The organism is Streptomyces sp. CC228A (assembly GCF_021390935.1).
Taxonomy (GTDB): Bacteria; Actinomycetota; Actinomycetes; order Streptomycetales; family Streptomycetaceae; genus Streptomyces.
In genome coordinates this window covers 159,080-181,357 of record NZ_JAJPUI010000008.1, presented here as the reverse complement: position 1 = coordinate 181,357, position 22,278 = coordinate 159,080, and the positions used below count along the sequence as shown (strand labels likewise).

Sequence of the window (22,278 nt, the reverse complement as noted above, 5' to 3'; positions counted from 1 at the left end):
GCGCGCCAGTATGCACCCGGCGGGGCGGGCCCCGGCCGCCGGGTGCGCCTACCGTGGAGGCATGCGCGGGGACGCGGTGACGCTGTTCCTCTGCGGTGACGTGATGCTCGGCCGCGGGGTCGACCAGGTGCTGCCCCACCCGGGCGATCCGCGCCTGTGGGAGGAGTACGTCAAGGACGCCCGCTCGTACGTTTCCCTGGCGGAGGCGGTGAACGGCCCGGTGCCGCGGCCGGTGGCCCCCTCCTGGCCGTGGGGGGAGGCGCTGCGGCTGCTGGACGACGCGGCGCCCGACGTCCGGGTGGTGAACCTGGAGACGAGCGTGACGCGGTCCGGGGACGCCGCCCCGGACAAGGCGGTGCTGTACCGGATGGCCCCGGAGAACCTGCCGGCGCTGGTGGCGGCCCGGCCCGACGTGTGCGTGCTGGCCAACAACCACGTGCTGGACTTCGGCCGCGCCGGGCTCCGGGAGACCCTCGGCTCGCTGGCGGACGCGGGAGTGCGGACCGCGGGTGCGGGGCACGACGCGGCAGCGGCGTGGCGGCCGGCCGTCGTTCCGGTGGGTGGGGGCAGGGTGCTGGTGTGGGGGTGCGCCATGCCGTCCGGCGGCGTCCCGCCCGACTGGGCGGCCGGCGTCGGCCGGTCGGGGGTGGCGTACGTCCCGGCGGCGTCGCGGACCGCGGCGCGGGAGGTGGTGCGGCGGGTGCGTGCGGCGAAGCGGCCCGGGGATGTGGCGGTGGTGTCGGTGCACTGGGGGTCCAACTGGGGCTACGGGGTGTCGCCGGGGCAGGTCGAGTTCGCGCACACGCTGGTGGACGGCGGGGTGGACGTGGTGCACGGGCACTCCTCGCACCACCCGCGGCCGCTGGAGCTGTACCGGGGGAAGCCGGTGCTGTACGGCTGCGGCGACCTGATCGACGACTACGAGGGCATCCGCGGCCACGAGGAGTACCGGGACGAGCTGCGGCTGCTGTACTTCGCGACACTGCCGCCGGGCGGCGGGGCGCCCGCTCGGCTGCGGATGGCTCCGGTGCGGGCCCGCCGGCTGCGGCTGGAGGAGGCTGCGCCCGCCGAACGGGACTGGCTGCGGGCCGTACTGGACCGGGTGAGCCGGGACTTCGGGGTGCGTGTGGGGCGGGAGCCGGACGAGCGCGGCGGACTGCTGTACGCCGAGCCGGCCGGGGGTGACGGGGCGGGTCGCGTGGGCGGAGGGCCGCGGAGCCGGCCGGACGGGGGTAGAGGATCACGGGCGGGGTGCGGTCGCGCACGGGCGGGGAGGCCGGGGCCGGCGGGCGGGGCAACCGGGCGGGAGGGGAGGGCGGCAGCGGCGGGGGGAACGGGCAGCCGCCCGGGACAGCACGGACGGCGCACGGCAGGCAGGCACCGGCAGCCGGAGCGGAGCAGAGGGGCGGCGCGCGGCAGCAGGGCACCGGCAGCGGACCGGCCCCTGGGACACCCCCGCGGCCGGGGCACGCAGGCCGGGCACGCGGGCCGAAGCACGCAGGCATGGGCACGCGGGGCGGGGCACGCGGGGCGGGGCGGAAGGCCGCGGTCGGTCAGCGGTCCGCGAGGACACCCAGCAGGCGGGCCACCTCGGCGGCCACCGCCTCCCGCGCCGGGCCGAGGTAGCGGCGCGGGTCCACGACGCCGGGCGACTCCTGCAGGCGGGCCCGCACGGTGCCGGTGAAGAGGGCGTTGAGGCGGGTCGCGATGTTCACCTTGGTCATCCCCGCCGCGACGGCCTTGGCGAGGTCCCCGTCGCGGACGCCCGACGAGCCGTGCAGGACCAGGGGGATGGCGAGCGCGTCCCGCAGCCGGGTGACGAGGTCGATGTCGAGGACGGCGTCGCGGGTGAGCATCGCGTGGGAGCTGCCCACGGCGACGGCCAGCGCGTCGACGGCGGTGGCCTCGGCGAACGCGCGGGCTTCGTCGGGGTCGGTGCGCGCGCCGGGTGCGTGCGCGCCGTCCTTGCCGCCCACCTCGCCCAGTTCGGCCTCGACCCACACACCGGCCCGGTGGCAGTACGCGGTGACGGCCCTCGTCGCCGCGACGTTCTCCTCGTAGGGGAGCCGGGAGGCGTCGAACATGACGGAGGTGAAACCGAGTTCGACGGCCTCCGCGACGAGCCGGCGGGTCTCGGCGTGGTCGAGGTGGACCGCCACCGGTACCGAGGCCGCGCGGGCGAGGGCGAGGGCGGCGAGTCCGATGGGGGCGAGCGAGCCGTGGTAGCGCGCGGTGTTCTGACTGATCTGCAGGACCACGGGCAGCGCCGCGCGTTCCGCTCCGGCGACGATGGCCTCGGCGTGCTCGATCTGTACGACGTTGAACGCCCCGACGCCGCGGCCCTCGGCGCGCGCGGGGCCGATGACGTCACCGGTGGGGGTCAGGGGCATGGGTCCTCCCGGTGCGGTGGTGGGACGCCGGCCGCGGGGCCGACGGCAAGCAGAGCGCTGCGGTCACGACCGGCGGGATTGCGCGTTCCCGCCGCCGCCGCGCCACTCTTATGATTGAACATGCGTGAAATCGGGTCCCATCAAGCGTTTTGCGTCACCTGGGACGAGTGCAGTATCCGGCGCAGGGGCCGGCGCGTCCAGAAGGCGCCGGCAAAGGACGCGGGCAGCGGGGGCGGAAGGCCCGTGCCGGACGGTGCAGTCCGGCGGGCGTTACGATCAAGGCCGCGCGGACCCGCCGAGATGCCGATCAGCCGCCCTGGCTGCCCCGGCACCGCCGTGCGCGACCGCAGGAGTCAGGCACGGAGGGGACGCGACCCATGTCCAAGCAGGAGCGGTGGAGCAGGCTGCTGGAACTGCTCGCGGCAGACGGCAGGCTGGCCGTCGATGACGCCGCTGCCTCGGTGGCGGTCTCGCCGGCGACCATCCGGCGCGACCTCGACGAGCTGGCCGAGCAGAAGCTGCTGGTCCGCACGCGCGGAGGGGCGATCGCGCACGGCGTGTCGTACGAACTGCCGCTGCGCTACAAGTCGTCCCGCCACGTCCCCGAGAAGCAGCGCATCGCGGGCGCCGTGGCGGACCTCCTGAGTCCGGGGGACGTGGTGGGCCTCAACGGCGGTACGACCACCACCGAGGTGGCGCGGGCCCTCGCCCTCCGGGCGGGCGGGGCGGTGGAGCGGGGCGACGCCTCCTCCGGCCCGATGTGCACGGTCGTCACGAACGCGCTGAACATCGCGAGCGAGTTGGCGGTGCGTCCGCAGTTCAAGATCGTGCTGACCGGCGGGGTGGCGCGCCCCCAGACGTACGAACTGGTGGGCCCGTTGACCGAAGGCGTCCTGCACCAGGTGGTGCTGGATGTCGCGGTGCTCGGCGTGGACGGCGTCGACCCGCAGTTCGGCGTGATGACCCACCACGAGGACGAGGCAGGCGTCAGCAGGCTCTTCGCCGAGCGGGCCCGCACGGTGGTGCTCGCGACGGACTCGTCGAAGATGGGCCGGCGCGCGTTCGCCAGGATCTGCGGCCTCGACCGGGTCGACACGCTCGTCACCGATTCCGGGCTCGCCCCCGACATGGCGGCGCTCCTCACCGAGGCGGGCATCCGAGTCGTCACCGTCTGAGGAGCGCCGAGGGTGCGCCGGGCGCCCCCGTTGGCGGGCGCGGCGCCCGGCAAGGCTGAGGCGGCCACCACCCGCCTCACCTGCCGGACCCGGCACCGCCGCCGGCCGCGCCGGTCGCCCACCGCGCCCCGTCAGGCGGCGGCGCGGCAGCGGCGGAAGCGGCGCGGTCGGCTGGGGGCGCGGCGGAGGCGGTCCGATGGGAGACGCCAAGGCCGGACATCCGGCCGGCGCGCGGCCTCCTCCCCGCGGCAGGGCGCGGATCCGGTCCTGGCCGCGCGGCCGTGCCCCGGCGAGCCGGGCGCAGGCGGTGCCGGACGTCCGCTGCTGCGGCCACGACGCCGTGGTGAGCGTCGCGGTGGAGGGGCTCGGCGCCCCCGTGGAGGTCCGCACGCCGGCTGCGGTCGGGGGCGGCCCGGTGCGGCCGCCGGTCTGCGGGTCGCGGGGCCGGCCGCGCTGTACCGCTGGCGGGGCGGCGCAGGTCGTCCTCCGGCAGTCGTGTGGAGGCGCGCACCCCGACGGGTTCCGGCCCGCCGGGCAGGCGGCCGTCGGACTCCTTGAGCCCGGTGAGGGCCTGCTCGATGGCCTGGTGCGCGGCGAAACAGCAGGGCGTGCTGTGGATCGCCATGTCGACGCCGAGCGCGGTGGGTTCCGAGAGCGGCAGCCGGGGCGAGGTCCCGCCGACGATCTGGTGGGACAGCAGCGGCTTGTCGCCCGTCACGTCGCGGATCCGGCGGATCGCGTCGACCGAGCGCACGCCGTCGACCAGGACGACGCCGGCGCCGGTCCTGGCGAGGGCGGCCGCCCGGCGGAGGATCTCGGTGGCCTCCACGGCGTCGGTGCGGGCCACCACGAGCAGGTCGCCCCCGCCGTCGAGGACCCGGTCAGCTTGACCGGATACGTGTCCAGCGGCAGGACCTGCCGGCCTTCGGCGTGCCCGCAGCGGCGCGGCCGCGACCGGTCCTCCCGCACGATCCCGGGGGCTCCGCAGCATTCGAGCCGCCGCACCACGTGGCAGGTGACGCCGGTGCCGGCGTAGCCGTCGTCGATGTCCGCGAGGAGGTACACGTCCGGCAGGGCGCCGGGCAGCCGCTCCACGAACGCGACCGTGTCCGGCCACGCGACGGAGCCGATGTCGGGCAGGCCGCAGTACGAGGCGGCGAAGCCGGATCCGGACACGGACAGCCCGTCGCAGTGGCGCGCCTCCGGCGACGCCGAGTGCAGGTCGTACACGCCGGTCAGCGGTGTCGTCCCCGGGGCCGCGACGGCCTCCCGCAGCCCGGCTCCGTATCCGCTCCGGTGCTCCCGCGTCATCGTTCCGCCCGTCCCGCGGTCGTCACGGGGGCCCGCCCCGGGTTTGTGGCCCGCCGTCAGCGGAGAGCTTCCCGGGTGCCGTCGCGGATCGCCAAGGCCGGCCCACCCACCCGGGTGACGCCCCGCCCGCCCCTGACGGGCGGCCGGCGTACCTGCCGGGCGTCGAAACGGACTCGGCTCGGCAACGGCACGACAACGACATGGACCAAACGTACGCAGATTACCACGCTCCGATCACTGACGCAACCTCACCCGAACGGCGTATGGCTGGTTATGATCAGCACCCCCACGCCCCACCGGAACCGGACCGGCCCTCCCCCACCGCCCCTGCCAGGGCGGAGCCGCACCGGTCGACCGGACCGCTCCCCGTCCCGCACCGTTCCCGAGGGCCGATGCTGTCTCCCATGGAACCCGAAGGCGCGCCGGGCCCGCCGCCGCCCCCGCGGCGCCGGCGCCGCGCCCCGCGCCTGCGCCGCAGACTGCGCCTGCGCACGCTCCTCGTCCTGCTCGCCATCGTCCCCACGGGTGCGATGGCCACCCAGGTCACCGTGACCGCCCAGCGGCTCCTGGAGCAGTCCGCGCACCTGCGCGCGGACGTCGCCGCGGGCGAGCGCATCGGGCTGCCGCTCTACGAACTGCTCACCGAGCTGCAGGCGGAGCGCGTGGCCACCGCGGGCGGCTGGGCCGGGCTGTCGGTCTCCGACCAGTCGCTGCGCACCCGGCGCGCGGCCACCGACCGTGCGGCGGACGCCTTCCGGGAGGCGACGGCCGCGCATCCGGCCGGCTCCGAGCAGGCGGAGCGCCGCCTCCAGGAGATCCTGGAGGGCTTGGACGAGCTGCCTGCCCACCGCGAGCGCGCCGACGCCCGCATCAGCGGCCCCGACAGCACGGTCGCGTTCTACACGGGGGTCATCAGCCAGACGATCCGCTTCTACCAGGACGCCTTCGGCCACACCGAGGACACCGGCCTCATCCAGGAGAGCCAGGTCGTCGTCACCCTGTTCTCGGCGTCCGAGATGCTCGCCCAGGAGGACACCGCCATCGCGCTCGCCGGGCCCTCCCGGGAGCTGAGCACCGCGCGGTTCGCGGACTTCGTCAACGCGGTCGGGGCGCACCGGCACCTCTTCGACCGGTGGATCGTGCCGTACCTGCCCCCCGAGAACAGCGGCCGCTACGCGGACCTCGCGGGCTCGCCCGCCTGGCAGGCGAAGACCCGCATCGAGGACCACGTCCTCACCGATCACGAGCTCGACGCGCACCGGGTGCGGCTGCCTCAGGACGTCACCCGCTGGCAGGTGGCGCACAGCACCTGGTCGGCAGAGGTCGACGCGCTGAACAGGTCCCGGATCCAGGGGCTCCTGGCGCACGCCGACGCCAAGGCCGCGGACCTGGAGACCGGCGTGCTGTGGCTGGTCTCCCTGAGCGGCGGGGCGCTGGTGCTGGTGGTGCTCCTCGTGGCGGCCACCACCCGGTCGGTGCTGCGGCGGCTGCGCCTGCTGCACGACCGCACGGTGACCGTCGCCGAGCAGACCCTGCCGGACGTGGTGGACAGGCTCCAGCAGGGCCGCCCCGTCGACGAGGGAGCGCTGCCCGCCGAGCGCGGGGAGCAGGACGAGGTGGGCAGGATCAGCGACGCCTTCGCCCGGGTGGTCGCCGTGTCCGTCGAGGGGCACCGCCAGCTGGCGGCGGAGCGGCACGGGTTCGGGCTGTTCGCGGCCGGCATCGCCTCCCGCACCGGCAACCTCGTCAGCCGGCAGCTCACCCTGACCGAGGAGCTCCAGGACGCGTTCGGTTCCGACGAGGCGCTGCTCGCCCGGCTCATGCGGGCCGACCAGCTCACCGTCGGCATGCGGCGGCAGATCGAGAACCTGCTCATCCTCGCGGGCGGCGAGATCCAGGACCCGCACACCGAGCCGATGCGCGTGGCGGACCTGCTGCGGGAGGCCGCCGCCGAGGTGGAGGACTTCCGCCGCATCGACCGCCAGGCGCTGGACGAGGTCGCCGTGGAGGCGCGGGTCATCAGCCAGGTCAGCCACCTGCTGGCGGAGCTGCTGGACAACGCCACCCGGTTCTCGCCGCCCCGCTCCCGGGTCGTCATCCGGGCGGAGCGGGTGGCCGACGGCCTGTCGGTCGAGGTGGAGGACCGCGGGCCGCGGGTGTCGGCGGAGCGGTACGCGGAGATGAACGCCCGGCTGCACTCGGCGCCTCCGTACGCGGTGCTGGCCGAGAACGCCCACCGGCTGGGCCTGTTCGTGGTCGGGCACCTCGCCGACCAGCTGGGGGCCACGGTGACGCTGCGCCGGTCGGTGTTCGGCGGCACCTCGGCCGTGGTGGTCCTCCCGGGCCTGCTCCTGGTGGAGAGCGGGGCCGACACGGGCCGGGGCGCCCGGGTGACGCCGCCGGCGCAGCCGGCGCCCGAGGTGCCCGCTCCCCTGCCGGAACCCGCGGCCGAGCCGCAAGCGGCGCCCGCGGCCACGTCCGCGCCGAAGGAGCCCGTGCTGCGCGTGGTGCCCCCGCGGGCCGCCCCGGCGGCCGCGGCCCTCCTGCGGCAGCCGCCGCGGGGCGGCGCCACCCGCCCGCCGCTGCCGGAGCGGGTGCCGCAGACGCACATGGCCGAGCAGCTCAGGACCGGGACCCCCGCGCCGGACGACAGCCCCGACACGGCCACCCCCGAGGAGGTGGCCGACGCCTGGGCCGAGTACGAAGACGGCACCAGGAAAGCCGAAGACGAACTCCGACAGGATCAGCGATGACCACAGCGAACGACATGATCTACAGCGTCCTGGACAACAACCTGAGCAGGATCGCCGGCATCCAGGGCGCCGTCCTGCTGTCCAACGACGGCATCAAGCTCAGCGCCTACCTGCTGGACCGCCCCCAGGCGGAGCGCATCGCCGCCGCCTCGTCGGGCATCGCCGCCACGATGCGGGCGATCTCCCGCGAGATCGACGGCGGCCGGGTGATCCGCCAGCTCGTCGAGATGGACGACCGCTACCTGTGCATCGTGGGCTGCGGCGAGGGCAGCACCCTCATCGTCGTCACCAACCGCAAGGCCCGGCTCGGCGAGCTGGGCGGCGAGGCGGTGCGGACCGCGCAGGCGCTCGGCGAGTGGCTGGGCACCCCGGACCGCGTCCAGTCCCCCGCCTCGTAATGCCGCAGGAGCCGCGCCGCCCCGGCCGCCGGACCCGCTTGTACGCGCTGACCGACGGCCGTACGACAGCGCCGCGGACGGTCCTCAGCATGGACACCACCATCACGGCGGCGGCCGGTGCGGGGGCGCGCGACGGCCTGCCCAGCGAGTGGCAGGCCGTGCTGGACCTGTGTCCGGCACCGGCCGGCCGCGCGGTCGCGGAACTGGCGGCGCGCATGGGGATGCGGCTGACCCCGATGGCGCTGCTGCTCGGGGAGCTCGCGGACCGCGGGCTCATCCACCACCGGCCCCCGCTGGAGGGCGCCGAGACCACCAACGTCCACCTGCTCATGAGAATCAGGGACAACCTTGCCCGGATATGACCCCGGATACGCCAGCCAGGAACCGACGCCCGTCAAGCTCCTCGTCGCCGGGGGCTTCGGGGTCGGCAAGACGACCCTGGTCGAGACGGTCTCGGAGATCGAGCCGCTGCGCACGGAGGAGCGGCTGACGGCCGCGGGCGTCGGCGTCGACGACCTCGACGGCATCGAGGCCAAGGCGTCGACGACCGTGGCGATGGACTTCGGCCGGATCACGCTGGCCGACGCGGGCGTGGTGCTGTACCTCTTCGGCACACCCGGCCAGGAGCGCTTCTGGTTCATGTGGGACGACCTGCTGAACGGCGCCCTCGGGGCCGTGGTGCTGGTGGACACCCGGCGGCTGGACCGCAGTTTCCCCGCGGTCGACTTCTTCGAGAGCCGGGGCCTGCCGTTCGTGGTCGGGGCCAACTGCTTCGACGGGGAGCAGGCCTACACGGCGGACGAGATCAGGGCCGCGCTGCGGCTGCGCGACCCTGGGACGCCGGTCCTGATGCTGGACGCACGGGTCCGCGCCGACGCCCGGGACGTGCTGCTGGCCCTGCTGGACCGGGTGATCGCGAAGACCCGGGACACGGCGGCCTGCTGAGCCCCGGGCGCGGGCCCCCTCCGCGGGACGGGCGGCCGGGCGGGGACAATGGGGGCCGCCGTGCACCCGCCGCCCTGGGGGCGGGGCCGCCTTCCCGTACGCCCTGCCGAGGAGCACAGCCGCCTTGTCGCCGCAGCCGCCGCCCGCCGACCGCCCCGACCTCCGCGCCGACTGCGGCAGCTGCTTCGGGCTGTGCTGCGTGGCGCTTCCCTTCTCCCGGTCCGCCGACTTCGCGGCCGACAAGCCGGCGGGCACCCCGTGCGGCCATCTGCGGGACGACTACCGGTGCGGGATCCACGACCGGCTGCGTGACAGCGGCTATCCGGGCTGCACGGTGTACGACTGCTTCGGCGCGGGCCAGAAGGTGTCCCAGGTGACCTTCGGCGGCCGCGGGTGGCGGGAGGAGCCGGACTCCGCGCGGCGGATGTACGAGGTGTTCCCGGTGATGCGGCAGTTGCAGGAGCTGCTGCGGTACGCCGCCGAGGCCCTGGACCTGGCGGCCGCCGGGCCGGTCCGCGGGGAGCTGCGCCGGGCGTACGATCGGATCGAGGCGCTGACCCGGGGCGACGCGGAGTCGGTGCTCCGCGCGGACGTGGCCGCCGAGCGGGCCGCCCTGGGCGTGCTGCTGGGAGGGGCGAGTGAGCTGGTGCGGGCCTCGGTGCCGGGGCGCCGCAAGGACCACCGGGGCGCCGACCTGATGGGGGCGCGGCTGCGGGGCGCGCTGTTCGTGACGCAGGCTCAGGTGGACGGGGCGCGCGGCGACGGGTCCACGCGGCTGCCGGCCGGGCTGCGCCGCCCGGCCCACTGGTAGGACCGCTTCGCCTGCCCGGCAGTTCGCTGCGAGCGGTACGGGGCGCCCCGGCGTCAGCGGCCGCGGCGCGCCGTCACCCGGTCGGCGTATCCGCGGCCCCTCTTACGGGTGCCGTCCCGGCCTGCTGACGCGCCGCGGCGGGGCCTTCCGCGGTCCCGGGTGCACGGTTGGGGGCGTCATACGAGGTCGGAGCAGGGAGGGTGCCATGCCGGGAACGGGAAACCCCGAGGCGAGGGTGGCGCGGAACCGTTCACGGGCGGGCTACCGGTTGCGGTACGCGCTGCGGCACCCGGGCCGGGTCCTGCCGTACGCGCGGCGGGCCGCGCGGGACGCGTGGCTGGGACTGAAGCACCGCAAGAGCCATGTGGCGTACTACAGGGCGGTGATGGCGAGCGACACGGCGCGCAGCCCGGAGGCGGCGGTGGGCGGCAACCCGTCGGCGGAGCGCTGGCTGGAGATCGGCCGGATGCAGTTCGACTACCTGGTCGGCCACGGGCTGCGGCCGCAGGACCGGATGCTGGAGATCGGCTGCGGCAACCTCCGTGCGGGCTGGCGGTTCATCCGGCACCTGGAGCCCGGCCACTACTACGGCATCGACATCTCGCCGGACATCCTGATCGAGGCGAAGAAGACCCTGGTCCGCTACGGGCTCCAGGACAAGATGCCGTACCTGACACCGGTGGACGACCTGCGGCTGGAGTTCCTGCCGGACAACTGGTTCACCGTGGTGCACGCGCACAGCGTGTTCTCGCACTCGCCGCTGGAGGTGATCGACGAGTGCCTGGCGCACGTGGGGCGGGTGCTGGCGCCGGGCGGCTTCTTCGACTTCACCTTCGACCGTACGGAGGGGGCCGAGCACCACGTGCTGCGGGAGGACTTCTACTACCGCACGCAGACCCTGGTGCGGCTGGCACGCCGGCACGGCCTGGAGGCGCGGTTCATGGAGGACTGGGAGCGGCTGCCGCACGGCCAGTCGAAGCTCCGTGTCACGCACCTGGCTCCGGAGGCCGAGCGGCAGCCGGAACCGGGCCGGGCGCTCTGACGGCGCCCGGCCCGCGCTTCACCCGCCGAGGGCCCGCGTGAGTCCGATGCGGTCCGTGCCGAGCTTGGCGAACACGCCGGAGAGCAGCTCGCGGACGGTGTGCTCAGGCAGGTGCATCGCGGCGGCGATGGCCGCGTTGCCGAGTCCGTCCGCGGCGTGCCGGGCGGCGGTGGCCTCGGGTGCCGTCAGGGTGTCGCCGCCGGTGGCCTGGGGGCGCCGCGGCCGGAGGCCGGCCGCGGCGAGCTGTTCCCTGGCGCGGGCGACGAGGGGGTCGGCTCCGCAGGCCGCGGCGGTCTCCAGTCCGCGGTAGAGCTGGAGCGCCGCCTGCTCCATGCGGCCGAGGGTGCGCAGCACGGTCCCGTGGTCGACGAGCGCGTAGGCGAGTTCGTACGCGGCAGGTGACTGCTCCAGGTGGGCGACGGCCTGCTCCAGCAGCTCGATGGCGCGCCCCGGGTCGGCGGCGGCCGTGGCGCAGACGCGCAGGGCGTGGCCGACGATGCCGGCGGTGCCGAAGGCCCTGGCACGGGCGAGGGCCTCGTCCGCCGTGGCCCGGGCGGTGTCGCCGCGGCCGGCGGCGGTCTGGACGAGTGCGAGGTCGAGCTGCCAGGGGCTCCAGGCGGGGTTGCGGGATCCGCGGCGGTCCAGCCGTGCGCCGGCGGCGGTCAGCTGGCGCTCGGCTTCCTCCAGGCGGCCCTGGGCGGCGAGCAGTCGGCCGTGGACGGCCTGCGGGTCGGGGTAGACGACGGAGTCGGGTCGCCACCGGTCGATGCCGTAGTCGTCGGCGACGCTCTGCGCCTCGGCGACGCGGCCCCGGGCGAGGAGGGTCTCGACGAGGATGCCGACCGCGTACCGCTGGGCGGGGATGCCGTGTCCGACGCGGTCGGCGATCTCCAGGCCGCTGCGGACGAAGTCCTCGGCTTCGGAGAGCCGTCCGCGCCGGTAGCGCAGGTACCCGAAGAGGGTGTAGGCGAAGGACAGGTGGGCGCCGCGCCAGCCCCGTGCCTCGAACTCCGCGATGCCGGCGTTGAACAGCTCCTCCGCGCGGCCGGGCTGGTCGCAGTACATGAGGACGAGCGCCACTCCGGCCGGGACCTCGAAGCCGAAGTCCTGGTCGATCCAGGTCATGCCGCCGGTGAGGGCCTCTTCGGCGTGGTGCAGGGCCTCGGCGGCCGATTCGCCGCGCAGGACGGCGTCCCAGGCCCGCATGCCGAGGATGAGCCGCTCGGCGGGGCCGCGGCCGGTCAGCCGCTCCGCGAAGCGGGCGAGACGCCGGGAGCGGGCGGGTGCGTCCGGCTCGTCGACGCGGACGGAGTTCCACTTGAACTGCTCCGCCTGCATGCGCAGCCGGGTGCGGGAGTCGGTGGTGCCCTGGGCCGCCTCCTCCAGGAGCTCGATGGCCCGCTCCATCTGGCCGGAGTGGACCAGGGCCTGCGCCAGGCGGTAGGTGATGGCCTCGCGCAGGGGCTGTCCGATCTTGGGTTCCTCCAGTGCGGCCCGCAGCTGGTTGACGGTGGCGGCGGGCTCGTGCGGCAGGTTGGCCGAGCCGAGTTCGAAGAGCACCTCGGCACGCTCCTCCACGTCCGGGGGCTCGCGCAGGGCGCGGCCCAGGTAGCGGCGCGCGGGTTCCGGCGCGCCGGAGCTGAAGCTGTCGCGGGCGGCCTGGCGCAGGATGCGGACGACCCAGGGGTCGCCTTCCGGGTGGGTCTCCAGCAGGTGCCGGGCGGCTTCGCTCGGCCCGTATCCGGCGTCGATGAGGGCGCGTGCGGCCACTCCGTGCATGGCGACGCGGACACCGGGCGGCATCGCCCCGTACACCGCGTTGGCGATGAGGGGGTGGTTGAACTCGACCACGCGCTCGCGGTGGATGCTGGTGACGGCGGTGAGGAGGCGGGCGCCTTCCAGCTCCGCGACGGCCGCGGCCGCCTGCGCCTCGCCGAACGCGGAGACCGTGCCGAGCAGTTTCATCGGGATGCCGCTGCTGCCGAGGACGGCGGCGGCCCAGGCCACCCTGACCGTCGAGGGCCCGAACTGCTCCAGGCGGTCGATGAGGCCGCTGCCCTTGACCGCGGACGCGAGGTCCCGGAGCTGCACGAGGGCGTCCTCGTGGGCCTTGAGGCCGCGCTCCTTGCTCTTCTGCAGCAGTTCGACGACCTCGAAGGGGCTGCCCGCGGTGATGGCCCAGAGCTCGCGGCAGAAGACCTCGTCCGCGTCCTCGCCGAGGACCGACCGTACGAGCATCGCGACGGCCCCGGAGGTGAGCGGGGCCAGTTCGTGGGGCCGGGCGGCGTGGCGTTCGGTCAGGTCCTGCAACGCGGCGGCGTCGGGCAGGATGTCGTCCGGCCGGCAGGCGACCACGATGAGCATGGCGAGTTCCTCCGCCCGCGCGGCGAAGGCGGTGAGCCAGGCGAGGGACTCGCTGTCCGCCCAGTGTGCGTCGTCGAGGACGAGGACGAGCGGGCGGTCGTGGCGCACCGCGAGCCGGGTGACGACCCAGTCGAGGCCGTCCCGGACGCCCTGGGGGTCGGGGTAGTCGTCGCCGGTCGGCGCGTCCAGTCCGATCGCGGGCGCCACGATGGTGTACCAGTTGCCGAGCACCTCGCGGCACTCGGCCTCGCCCATGGGGGCGAGGAGCGGCTGCACGAGGTGCCGCATCACGCGGAACGGCACCTGCTTCTCCTGCTCGCCGCCGCGGGCGAAGAGGACGGTGCAGCCCCGCTCCGCCGCGCGGTGGCGGACCTCGTTGACCAGGGTGGTCTTGCCCGCTCCGGCGGGACCGGTGAAGGCGAGCAGGCCACCGCGGCGTGCGGGCGTCCCGTCGGCCCGGGTCCCGCAGAGTGCGTCCAGGGCACGCTGGATCGCGAGCAGTTCGGATTCTCGTTCGAGGAGCGGTTCGCCGCTGCCCCGGGGTGCCATGGCCTCTGTCATCCTTGCCCCCTCCAACACGTGCGGCCGAGTGTAGGCCCAGGGGGGCGGCAGGGAGCGGCTCAGGCCCTGTTTTCCGGGAACATCGCCACTCGTACGAGCGCAACCGTGTATCCTCCGCTGACATCCGCCTGCCAGGTGGCCTACAGTGCGCTCAATTCCGATCCGGAACGGTCGTATACCGCCTTTCTCTCTCACTTCCTCGCATGCGGAATCATGGGCAGGGCATTCGGCATGGGGATTCCCGCGGGGATTTCCCGCACCTCCACGTCCGGTACCGGCACCAGGCGCCAGCGGGACGCCACGCTCGCGACGACGACGAGCATCTCCGCCATCGCGAAGGAGTCGCCGATGCACTTGTGCTGGCCGGCCCCGAACGGGAGGAAGCCGCTGAGCCGGGCCGGGCGCGCCGGGTCGACGGCCGACCACCGGTCCGGGTCGAAGGCCGCGGGGTCCGTGAAGTAGCCGGGGTCCCGGTGGAGCGCGTACGGGCTGTAGGCCAGCTCCGCACCGGCGGGGACGGGCACGCCGCCCAGGGTGACCGGGGTGAGCACCTTCCTGGTGAACACCAGGGCCGAGTGCAGCCGCAGCGTCTCGCGGAGCACGTTGGCCGTGTACGTGAGCCGGGGGAGGTCGTCGGCGCGGACGCGGCGGCCGCCGACGACGGCGTCCACCTCTGCCTGCACCTTCTTCTCCACTTCCGGGTGCCGGGCGAGCTCGTGGAAGACCCAGGCCAGCGTCGTGGCCGCGGTCTCGGTACCGCCGAAGAGGATCGTGATCAGCTCGTCCCGCAGCTGCTCGGCGCTCATCGTCTCGCCGCTCTCCGGGTCGGCTGCGGCCATCAGCAGGGACAGGAGGTCGTGCCGGCCGCCCGACCCTGCGGCGCGTGCCGCGGCGCCGCCCGCGTCCGGGCCGCCCCCGGCTGCGGAGCCGTACGCCGCCGGCGAGCCGCCCTCCGACGGGGCTGCGCCCGCGTCGTGTGAGCCGTACGCCGCGATGACCTCGTCGATGATCGCCCGGAGCCGGGCCGCGGCGGCGTCGAAGCGGCGGTTCAGCGGGATCGGCAGCCGGTCCAGGGCCTTCGGCATCAGCGTCCGGACGAGCATGCCCTCCAGGATGATCGGGAAGGAGCGGTGCACCTCCGCGACGGCGCGGCCGCCCACCTCGCCGGAGAACATCATGTCGGCGACCGCGGACAGCGTGAACCGCCGCAGCTCCTCGTCGACGGCGACCCTCCGTCCGTCCGTCCAGGAGGCCGCCATGTCGTCCGCCTGGCGGCACATCCGCTCGGCGTGCTCCATGATGTGGGAGCGCTGGAAGGCGGGCTGCATGATCCTGCGCTGCCTGCGGTGGAACGCCCCGTCGGTGGTGGCGAGGCCGTTGCCGAACAGCGGGCGCATCTTCTCGAAGATCCGGCCGCGGCCGAAGTGCTGCGCCTCGCCGACGAGGACGGTGTGGACCAGTTCGGGACTGGTGAGGACGTGCAGCGGCCAGGTGCCCACGTCGACGCGTACGACGTCCCCCACCCCGCGGAGGGACTCCAGGAACGCGATGGGGCGGCGCCACAGCTGCAGGGCATGGCCCAGGACGGGCAGGCCGCCCGGGGCGGCCGGGGCCGGCGCCCCGGCCGCCCCGGCCGTCCCAGGTGCTCCGGCCGTCCCGGTCCGGGCGAGCCGGTGGTCGTGCTTCACGAAGGTGCTCCTCCTCGCGGTGTCGTCATGGCGCCGTGTCGGTCACGCCGCCGAGACGAGCCCCGGGCGGGTGTACGCCGCCTCCAGGCCCGCCGCGAAACGCTCGTCGCAGTAGCGGGTGCAGTCGTAGCGCTGCCACAGGTCGGAGCCGACCATCCAGTCCTCGTAGGCGCGCACGCGGCGCACCGCGGCCGTCCGCACCTCCGGGTCCGCCACGCCCAGTTCGTCGAGGACGGCGGGGATCCTGCGGGCCCCCGCCAGGAAGTCCTCCACGCGGGCCTCGATGCGCTCCTCCACCGCCCGCACCGCCTGCGGCAGCGACCAGCCCTGCCACGCGGCGAGGAGTGCGGCCAGGTTGTTGGTGTCGCCGCAGGAGTACTCCTTGGGCAGCGAGAAGACGTCGTTGCCCCAGGAGATGACGTCGATCGCGCTCCAGCCGAGCTCCTGCACCTCGGGGTGGTCGTGCACCGCTGCCGGCACCTCGATGCCCAGGAAGCCCTCCACCATGTCCATCATCGGCAGCAGCTGGGAGCTGTGGCGCCGGGTCAGGACGTAGTCGGCCACCGGGGGGCGGTAGCCGGGCCTGCGGTTGTGCGCCTCCTCGTCCAGGGAGCGCAGCATGAGCGGGACATGGGCGCGGTAGCGGGCCCGCAGCAGCGGCGGCATGCGGTCGAGGATGCGGTCGCACAGCTCGGTGAAGCCGTCGACCAGGGGGTTGCGGGCGGCCTTCGGGATGCGGTCGGCCCGCCCGTCCGCCACGTAGCCGTTGATCGCGGCGGCGACGGGGCGCCAGTCGTCGACGCTGCCGTCCCTGATGAGCAGGTCGTGCTGGTCGTCCAGTACGAAGGACCAGGCCATCCACTGCGCCAGCAGGACGAGGTCGTCGTACGCCGCGCCGTTCCCGACCCGCGCCGACAGGTGGCCGAAGCCGATCCCCGCGAACTCCTCCGCGGCCTCCTCGACGAGGCCCCGCCGCACCACCCAGTCCGTCGCCTCCGCGTTGGCCCGCTCCGCGCCCGGGTCCTTGGTGTTCTCAAAGGGAAGATGAAATTCCGGAATCGTGAAAGAGTCGAGATGGGGCATTTGGTCTCCCTCCGAAGGAAATCCGATCCGCCATTCCCCGCTCACTCCGGCCACACAGCGCTCGCTTTCCCCACCCCCCGAACACAGCGAAGCGCTCTTTGCGGCCATTCGTTTCCATTAACCCGCAGTGCGGAGCAGCCTGTCAATATAATCGGACGCGGCGCTACCGTTTGAATTCCGGCAAATGCCGCATGGATTTTGAGCAGGCATATGCGCGGGGAGTTTTCATCCCGCCCATTCCCGGAGGGGTACGCGGCGCTCGGGGGCGCGGAGGTGGGCCATGGCGCGGTTCTCGATCTGGCGGACCCGCTCGGGGGTGAGGCCGAGGTGCTCGGCGATCTGCCTGCGGGTGCGGGCGCGGCCGTCGTGGAGGCCGTAGCGGAGGCTCAGGACCAGGGCCTCACGCGCCGGCAGCGTGCCGACGGCCTCGCGGAGTTGCTCGGCGAGGGCGCGGTACTCGACGACGTGCGGCGCCTGGAGGACCTCCTCGTCCTCGATCAGGTCGGCCACCACGGTCTCGCCTGACTCTCCGACGGGAGTGTCCAGGCTGATGGCCTCGCGGCCGACCCGGCGCAGCCGGTTCACCTTGCCGGCGGGCATACCGGTGGCCTCCACCACCTCCCGCAGGGTCGGTTCGCGGCCGAGGCGCAGCTGCAGTTCGCGTTCCGCGCGGCCCAGCTTGGAGAGGTCCTCGACCACGTGCACGGGGAGCCGCACGGTGCGCGCGTACTGCGCGATGCCGCGCTCGATGGCCTGGCGGATCCACCACGTCGCGTACGTGGAAAACTTGTAGCCCTTGGTGTAGTCGAACTTCTCGACCGCCCTGATGAGGCCGAGGTTGCCCTCCTGGACGACGTCGAGGAAGGGCAGCCCCCGGCGGCCGTGCCGCTTGGCGACGGCCACCACGAGCCGCAGGTTGGCGCGGACCATGTGGTCCTTGGCGTGCTGCCCGTCGCGGGCGACCGCCTCCAGGTCGCGGCGCCGCTGCGGCGGCGGCCCGCCGCCCGGGTCCGCCTCGGCTTCGCGGAGCAGCCGGTCGGCGTACACGCCGGCTTCGATGCGTTTGGCGAGGTCCACTTCCTCTTCCGCGGTGAGCAGGGGCGTGCGGGTGATCTGCTCCAGGTACTGGCGGACCAGGTCGAAGCCGTCCCCCGGCTCGGCGGGCTCCGTGCGCCGCCGTGCGGGCACCGGTCCGCCCCGCCCTGCGGGGCGCTCCCCGCGTCGTACTGCCCCGCGGTGTGCGTCGTACGGCCCTGCTGCCGGGCCCCGTGGTCGGCGTGCGCCCCCATGGCGGCAGTCGCCTCCTCCGGCTCCTCGCGGTCCCCACGGGTTCCCGCTCCGGTGTCGGGGAAACCGCGGGGCGGGTGCGGGGGACGGCCGCGGTGGGAGGGCGCCGCGGCGGCCTCCGCAGGGCGGAGGGGCGTCCCCGGGAGGCGGGCCGCGGCGGGACCGGACCGCCTCGGGCGGGGCGGCCGCGGGCATCGGGACGGCCATGCCTGGCGGGCGCCCGCGTGCAGAGGACGGCCGTGCCGGGTGGGGGCGGCCTGAGCGGCGGTTGCCTGCGCGACGCCCGGCGGTTGCGGGCAGGGAGGGCCGAGGCGGCGCGGACGCCGGGGCGGTGGGGCGGCACGGCCCGAGCCGGGCAACGGGCGGCGGGGCGGCACGGCAGGATCGGGCGGCGGGGTGGCACGGCGGGTGCGGGCTGCGGGGTGGCACGGCGGTGCGGGCGGCGGGGTGGCACGGCGGGTGCGGGCTGCGGGGTGGCACGGCGGTGCGGGCGGCGGGGCGGCACAGCGGGTGCGGGCTGCGGGGCGGCACGGCGGTGCGGGCGGCGGGGCGGCACAGCGGGTGCGGGCGGCGGGGCGGCACGGCGGGGTGGCACGGCGGGGCGGCACAGCGGGTGCGGGCTGCGGGGCGGCACGGCGGTGCGGGCGGCGGGGCGGCACAGCGGGTGCGGGCGGCGGGGCGGCACGGCGGGGTGGCACGGCGGGTGCGGGCTGCGGGGCAGCTCGCACGCGCGGGGAGGCGGGGGCCGCGCGGGCTGCGCCGGGCGGGCCGGGGCGGAAGCGCGGCGGCCCCAGCGGTGCTCACCGGTGCGAGCCCCGGCGTGCGGGGGTGCGGGGCCGGCCGAGGGGCGTGGGGTGCGGGGTGCGGGGTGCGGGGGCCGTCCGCGCGGCGGCACCCGCGGGGTTGTCAGGGAAGCGGGCGGAAGTAGCGGGTGAGGGCCCAGGCGGCGACCTTCCGTCCGGTCGCGGTGCCCGCGAGGTCGGCGGTGCGGGTGTGGATGCCGGCCCAGACGCGGGCGTCCACCACGTCCTGGTCGTAGTCCCGCGCGTAGGTGTAGTGCCGTGTCTTCCTCGCGGTGACGGAGGTGACGGTGAGGTCCAGGCGCGGGCTTCCGGACAGGAGGGTGAGGGTCCGGGTCAGCGCCCCCGCGGCGGTGGTGTGCCCGCTGAGGTAGTCCGGGTGGGCGGGGGTCTTGAGCAGGGGTTCCCAGGCGGGGTCGGGTGCGGTGTGCGGGTTGCCGTCGGTGTCGGCCTCGCGGATCGCGGTGACGGGGCGCCAGGTGCCGTAGTGCAGTTTGGCCTCCCAGGCGGCGATCACGGCGTCGGCCTGGACGGTGTTGACGGCGGCGTACAGGCGGGCCGTGTCGACGAGGTCGAGGTCGAACCGCTCGGCGCGGTCGGCGAGGGCGCCCTGGAGGTCCAGCTTGGTGAAGAACAGCGCGGTGGCGGTCTGCTGGGGGCTGCGGCGCGAGCCGGTCCTGGCTCCGTAGGACTTCACCTCCGCGAAGTCGGCCGTGTACACCTCCGAGGTGAGCGCGGGGGGCGGCGGGGGGCGGAACCGGTCGGCGCGGTCGAGCAGCAGCGGCCGCAGCCGGCCGAGCCAGGCGCTGCCGAAGGGTTCGTGTGCCGGCGGCGTGGGCCGCCAGGAGCCCGGAGCGGCGGGGTAGGCGGGCTCCGCCCCGCGGGGCGTGCCGGGGTGGAGCCGGATGACGTGCCGGGCGGCCCGGCGGCCGAACTCGACGCCCCGGTCCTCGGCCTCTCCGTCGGGGACGGCGGCCAGGGAGGCGGTGTGGGCGGCCTTCAGCTTCCCCGCGGCCGAGGGGAAGTAGTGCAGGAGCACGTCGTGCGCGGCGGTCGCCGCGGCGGCCTCCGCCGAGGCGCCGCGGGGGCCGCGCGCCTGCCACTTGTACGGCTCGTAGCGCCCTTCGACGCCGACGACGGCGTTGTACATGGCCGCGGAGACGAGGCCTTGCCAGAGGGCCTCCTCGGGGGCGGTCAGGCGTCCCCCAGGGTCGCCGGTGTCCGCGGCGAGGCGGGCCCAGGTGACGATCACGGCTCGCGGGGCGGAGGGCGGGTCGGCGGCCGAGGCGGCGGAGGCCGGGGGGTGGGCGAGCACCGGCGCCAGGGCGAGCAGGGCGGCGCCCACGAGCGAAGCGGCGGTGCGGGAACGTATCCGAGCCGAAGTACGGCACACGATTTTTGCCCCTTTCTTTATTTTTTCGCTGCTTTTCATGGCCTTTGTTCGGGTGCACGTCATCGGAAACACCTTCCGTGGCGCCGGAGGAACCGCAACCGGGACGGCCCGCCGGGGAGCCGTTCGAGGGGTCGCACCACCCGGACGGAGCCGCCCGGCCGACTGATACCACTTCGCCGCTTACATCCGATTTGGCAGACATCTACGCAGGTGGCGGGATTTAGCGGCTCTTCGCCGGTCGCCGCGACGCGATCCGCACGGCAGGAGTTCCGTGACAAGAGTCACGGGCCCCGAGGTGAACAGATCCCGGTCCCCCGCGATATCGCGGGGAATTCGGCAGCGACCGCCCGCCTACGGATCTTCCCCGCGGAATTCCGGGCCTTGTTTCCCGCCACCGCTCTCGTTTACGGTCACCGTCCATCCGGAGGGTCCGCCGAATCCTGCCGCCTTCCGGCTCCACACCCACCCACGTACGGCAGGAGCGGGGGACCCAGGTAAGTCGCCGTTCGGATCCAGGTCGGAACCGGGATCCGGGACGGCTGGGGGTGAAGTCGCGGCATGTCCGCGGCCGGGCAACTCCAGCCCGAACCCGACAGCTCACCTCGCAGGCGCCGGAGAGGAATGCGCCATGCCCGCAAAGGGTAAGCACCGTCGTCCCAAGAACCTCCGCCTCTCGCGCGGATTCGCCCTCGCGAGCACCGGAGGGGCTGCGCTGGCCCTGCCGCTGACCGCGGCTGCTCCCGCTCTCGCGGCCCCGGCTGCGGCCCCGTCCATTGCGGTCGAAAAGGCCGTGTCCGCGGCTCCCGCGGCTGCGGCGAAGTCCGCCGCCACGTACTCCGTCGTCAAGGGCGACACGCTTTTCGGCATCGCCGAGAAGCACTCGGTGAGCGGCGGCTGGAAGGCGCTCTACGAGAAGAACAAGAAGGCCATCGGTGACGATCCGTCACTGATCCGCCCCGGCCTCAAGCTGTCCCTTCCCGGCAAGGGCGACACGGCCGAGCGCGCCTCCCGGAGCACCGCGCGAGCCCCGATGACCACCGCGGCCGCGGCCCCGGCGAAGGCGTACACGAACAACCTGGACGGCTGGATCCGGGAATCGCTCGACGTCATGGCGCAGCACGGCATCCCCGGTACGTACGAGGGAATCCACCGCAACATCATGCGGGAGTCCTCCGGAAATCCGCTCGCCATCAACAACTGGGACTCCAACGCCGCGGCCGGGACCCCGTCCAAGGGCCTCCTCCAGGTCATCGACCCCACGTTCCGCGCCTACCACGTGCCCGGCACCTCGCTGGACCCGTACGACCCGGTCGCCAACATCACGGCCGCGTGCAACTACGCCGCCGCGCGGTACGGCTCCATCGACAACGTCTTCGGACCGTACTGACCGCTCGAACGGCATGAGCCGTCCAAGCCCGGCCGCGGACATGCCGGGAATCCCCGGTAGGGGCTGATTGCTCCTGGTGCGCCCGGGCGTGTTCTGATGAGAGGGTGACCGTTCTCGTCGGCACGTCCGGGTGGCAGTACAAGGACTGGCGCGGCGTCCTCTACCCCGCGGGGACGCCCCAGCGGCTGTGGCTGGAGGAGTACGCGGCCGCCTTCTCCACGGTCGAGGTGAACAACGCCTTCTACCGCCTGCCGGCGCGGGAGACGTTCGCCGCGTGGCGGGAGCGCACCCCCGCGGACTTCGTCGTCGCGGTCAAGGCGAGCCGCTTCCTGACCCACATCAAGCGGCTGCGGGAGCCGGAGGAACCGGTGGAGCGGCTGATGGGCCGTGCCGCCGGGCTCGGCGACCGGCTCGGTCCCGTGCTGCTCCAGCTGCCGCCCACCCTGCGGGCAGACCCCGCCCTGCTCGACGCGTGCCTCGCCCGGTTCCCGGCCGGTGCCCGCGTGGCCGTCGAGCCGCGGCACCCGTCGTGGTGGACCCCCGACGTCCGCGACGTGCTGACGTCCCGCTCGGCGGCCCTGTGCTGGGCGGACGTGGAGGCCCGACCGGTGACCCCGCTGTGGCGCACCGCCGACTGGGGCTACGTCCGCTTCCACACCGGCCGGGCCGCGTCGTGGCCGCGCTACGGCCGGCGCTCCCTGACCACCTGGGTGCGGCGCGTCGCCGACACCTGGAGCGGCGGCGAGGACGTGTACGCGTACTTCAACAACGACCCGAACGCCGCCGCCGTGCTGGACGCCGCCGTCTTCGCCCGCGCCGCGAGGACCGCCGGGCTCCCGGTGACCCGTACCCCGCGACGCTGCCGTCGGCGCCCGCACAGGCGTAGGGGC

14 protein-coding genes, 3 pseudogenes and 1 riboswitch are annotated in these 22,278 nt (G+C 74.8%); of the genes and pseudogenes, 10 read left to right on the top strand and 7 right to left on the bottom strand.

All coding sequences use genetic code 11. From position 1 onward, the window contains the following. Positions 1 to 61 precede the first annotated feature (61 nt). Positions 62 to 1,147: pseudogene (locus L6E17_RS22740) on the top strand (CapA family protein); the annotation flags it as partial. A gap of 406 nt (positions 1,148 to 1,553) precedes the next feature. Here the strand turns inward: L6E17_RS22740 and L6E17_RS22735 are convergent. Continuing rightward, positions 1,554 to 2,390, bottom strand: coding sequence for a class II fructose-bisphosphate aldolase (locus L6E17_RS22735; protein ID WP_236242600.1), 837 nt, complete (start codon positions 2,388 to 2,390; stop codon positions 1,554 to 1,556). Positions 2,391 to 2,767: 377 nt separating this feature from the next. Between L6E17_RS22735 and L6E17_RS22730 the strand changes: the two genes are divergently transcribed. Further along, on the top strand, positions 2,768 to 3,565 hold the full coding sequence (locus L6E17_RS22730) for a DeoR/GlpR family DNA-binding transcription regulator (RefSeq protein ID WP_236242599.1): 798 nt from the start codon (positions 2,768 to 2,770) through the stop codon (positions 3,563 to 3,565). Positions 3,566 to 4,034: 469 nt separating this feature from the next. Here the strand turns inward: L6E17_RS22730 and L6E17_RS22725 are convergent. Then, a pseudogene (locus L6E17_RS22725) lies at positions 4,035 to 4,876 on the bottom strand (isocitrate lyase/phosphoenolpyruvate mutase family protein); the annotation flags it as partial. A gap of 404 nt (positions 4,877 to 5,280) precedes the next feature. On the opposite strand from L6E17_RS22725, the gene L6E17_RS22720 reads away from it, so the two are divergent. The 6 genes from L6E17_RS22720 to L6E17_RS22695 all read left to right on the top strand — a co-directional run bounded on the left by L6E17_RS22720 (position 5,281) and on the right by L6E17_RS22695 (position 10,825). Next, entirely contained in the window at positions 5,281 to 7,629 is a 2,349-nt protein-coding gene (locus tag L6E17_RS22720) for a nitrate- and nitrite sensing domain-containing protein (RefSeq protein WP_236242598.1), read from the top strand. Continuing rightward, the gene (locus L6E17_RS22715) at positions 7,626 to 8,027 is read left to right on the top strand and encodes a roadblock/LC7 domain-containing protein (protein ID WP_071284084.1); all 402 of its coding nucleotides are present in this window, start codon (positions 7,626 to 7,628) and stop codon (positions 8,025 to 8,027) included. Before L6E17_RS22720 ends, L6E17_RS22715 begins: the two co-directional genes overlap by 4 nt. Further along, complete coding sequence (locus L6E17_RS22710) at positions 8,027 to 8,389, top strand: DUF742 domain-containing protein (RefSeq protein WP_236242597.1); 363 nt, start codon at positions 8,027 to 8,029, stop codon at positions 8,387 to 8,389. Before L6E17_RS22715 ends, L6E17_RS22710 begins: the two co-directional genes overlap by 1 nt. Then, positions 8,376 to 8,972 (top strand): ATP/GTP-binding protein, encoded by a 597-nt coding sequence (locus L6E17_RS22705; RefSeq protein WP_236242596.1) that lies wholly within the window; start codon positions 8,376 to 8,378, stop codon positions 8,970 to 8,972. The genes L6E17_RS22710 and L6E17_RS22705 overlap by 14 nt, the downstream gene beginning before the upstream one ends. A gap of 124 nt (positions 8,973 to 9,096) precedes the next feature. After that, positions 9,097 to 9,783 (top strand): pentapeptide repeat-containing protein, encoded by a 687-nt coding sequence (locus tag L6E17_RS22700; protein ID WP_236242595.1) that lies wholly within the window; start codon positions 9,097 to 9,099, stop codon positions 9,781 to 9,783. Positions 9,784 to 9,988: 205 nt separating this feature from the next. Beyond that, on the top strand, positions 9,989 to 10,825 hold the full coding sequence (locus tag L6E17_RS22695; RefSeq protein ID WP_236242594.1) for a class I SAM-dependent methyltransferase: 837 nt from the start codon (positions 9,989 to 9,991) through the stop codon (positions 10,823 to 10,825). 18 nt (positions 10,826 to 10,843) lie between these two features. Here L6E17_RS22695 and L6E17_RS22690 read toward each other — a convergent pair whose 3' ends face one another. The 5 genes from L6E17_RS22690 to L6E17_RS22670 form a co-directional block, all read right to left on the bottom strand. Continuing rightward, positions 10,844 to 13,750 carry an AAA family ATPase gene (locus L6E17_RS22690; protein ID WP_236242593.1) on the bottom strand — a complete coding sequence of 969 codons (2,907 nt, stop codon included), beginning with the start codon at positions 13,748 to 13,750 and terminating at the stop codon, positions 10,844 to 10,846. A gap of 191 nt (positions 13,751 to 13,941) precedes the next feature. Next, a complete protein-coding gene (locus L6E17_RS22685; protein WP_236242592.1) occupies positions 13,942 to 15,438 on the bottom strand; it encodes a cytochrome P450 in 1,497 nt (498 codons plus the stop codon). Between the two features lie 42 nt (positions 15,439 to 15,480). After that, positions 15,481 to 16,521: a lyase gene (locus L6E17_RS22680; protein WP_236242591.1), complete on the bottom strand. Its 1,041-nt coding sequence runs from the start codon at positions 16,519 to 16,521 to the stop codon at positions 15,481 to 15,483. Positions 16,522 to 16,746: 225 nt separating this feature from the next. Next, the gene (locus tag L6E17_RS22675) at positions 16,747 to 17,709 is read right to left on the bottom strand and encodes a sigma-70 family RNA polymerase sigma factor (RefSeq protein ID WP_236242590.1); all 963 of its coding nucleotides are present in this window, start codon (positions 17,707 to 17,709) and stop codon (positions 16,747 to 16,749) included. Between the two features lie 1,005 nt (positions 17,710 to 18,714). After that, positions 18,715 to 20,001, bottom strand: coding sequence for a vanadium-dependent haloperoxidase (locus tag L6E17_RS22670; RefSeq protein WP_236242589.1), 1,287 nt, complete (start codon positions 19,999 to 20,001; stop codon positions 18,715 to 18,717). A gap of 421 nt (positions 20,002 to 20,422) precedes the next feature. Further along, positions 20,423 to 20,625: riboswitch (cyclic di-AMP (ydaO/yuaA leader) on the top strand. A 4-nt stretch (positions 20,626 to 20,629) separates the two neighbouring features. Here L6E17_RS22670 and L6E17_RS22665 point away from each other — a divergent pair. Beyond that, the gene (locus tag L6E17_RS22665) at positions 20,630 to 21,388 is read left to right on the top strand and encodes a transglycosylase SLT domain-containing protein (protein ID WP_236242588.1); all 759 of its coding nucleotides are present in this window, start codon (positions 20,630 to 20,632) and stop codon (positions 21,386 to 21,388) included. 104 nt (positions 21,389 to 21,492) lie between these two features. After that, positions 21,493 to 22,248: pseudogene (locus tag L6E17_RS22660) on the top strand (DUF72 domain-containing protein); the annotation flags it as partial. Between the last annotated feature and the right edge of the window lie 30 nt (positions 22,249 to 22,278).

Bases quoted from the DNA above. Each gene is read 5' to 3' on its own strand.
- L6E17_RS22735 (WP_236242600.1), bottom strand. From the start codon at position 2,390: ATGCCCCTGACCCCCACCGGTGACGTCATCGGCCCCGCGCGCGCCGAG.
- L6E17_RS22730 (WP_236242599.1), top strand. From the start codon at position 2,768: ATGTCCAAGCAGGAGCGGTGGAGCAGGCTGCTGGAACTGCTCGCGGCA.
- L6E17_RS22720 (WP_236242598.1), top strand. From the start codon at position 5,281: ATGGAACCCGAAGGCGCGCCGGGCCCGCCGCCGCCCCCGCGGCGCCGG.
- L6E17_RS22715 (WP_071284084.1), top strand. From the start codon at position 7,626: ATGACCACAGCGAACGACATGATCTACAGCGTCCTGGACAACAACCTG.
- L6E17_RS22710 (WP_236242597.1), top strand. From the start codon at position 8,027: ATGCCGCAGGAGCCGCGCCGCCCCGGCCGCCGGACCCGCTTGTACGCG.
- L6E17_RS22695 (WP_236242594.1), top strand. From the start codon at position 9,989: ATGCCGGGAACGGGAAACCCCGAGGCGAGGGTGGCGCGGAACCGTTCA.
- L6E17_RS22690 (WP_236242593.1), bottom strand. From the start codon at position 13,750: ATGACAGAGGCCATGGCACCCCGGGGCAGCGGCGAACCGCTCCTCGAA.
- L6E17_RS22680 (WP_236242591.1), bottom strand. From the start codon at position 16,521: ATGCCCCATCTCGACTCTTTCACGATTCCGGAATTTCATCTTCCCTTT.
- L6E17_RS22665 (WP_236242588.1), top strand. From the start codon at position 20,630: ATGCCCGCAAAGGGTAAGCACCGTCGTCCCAAGAACCTCCGCCTCTCG.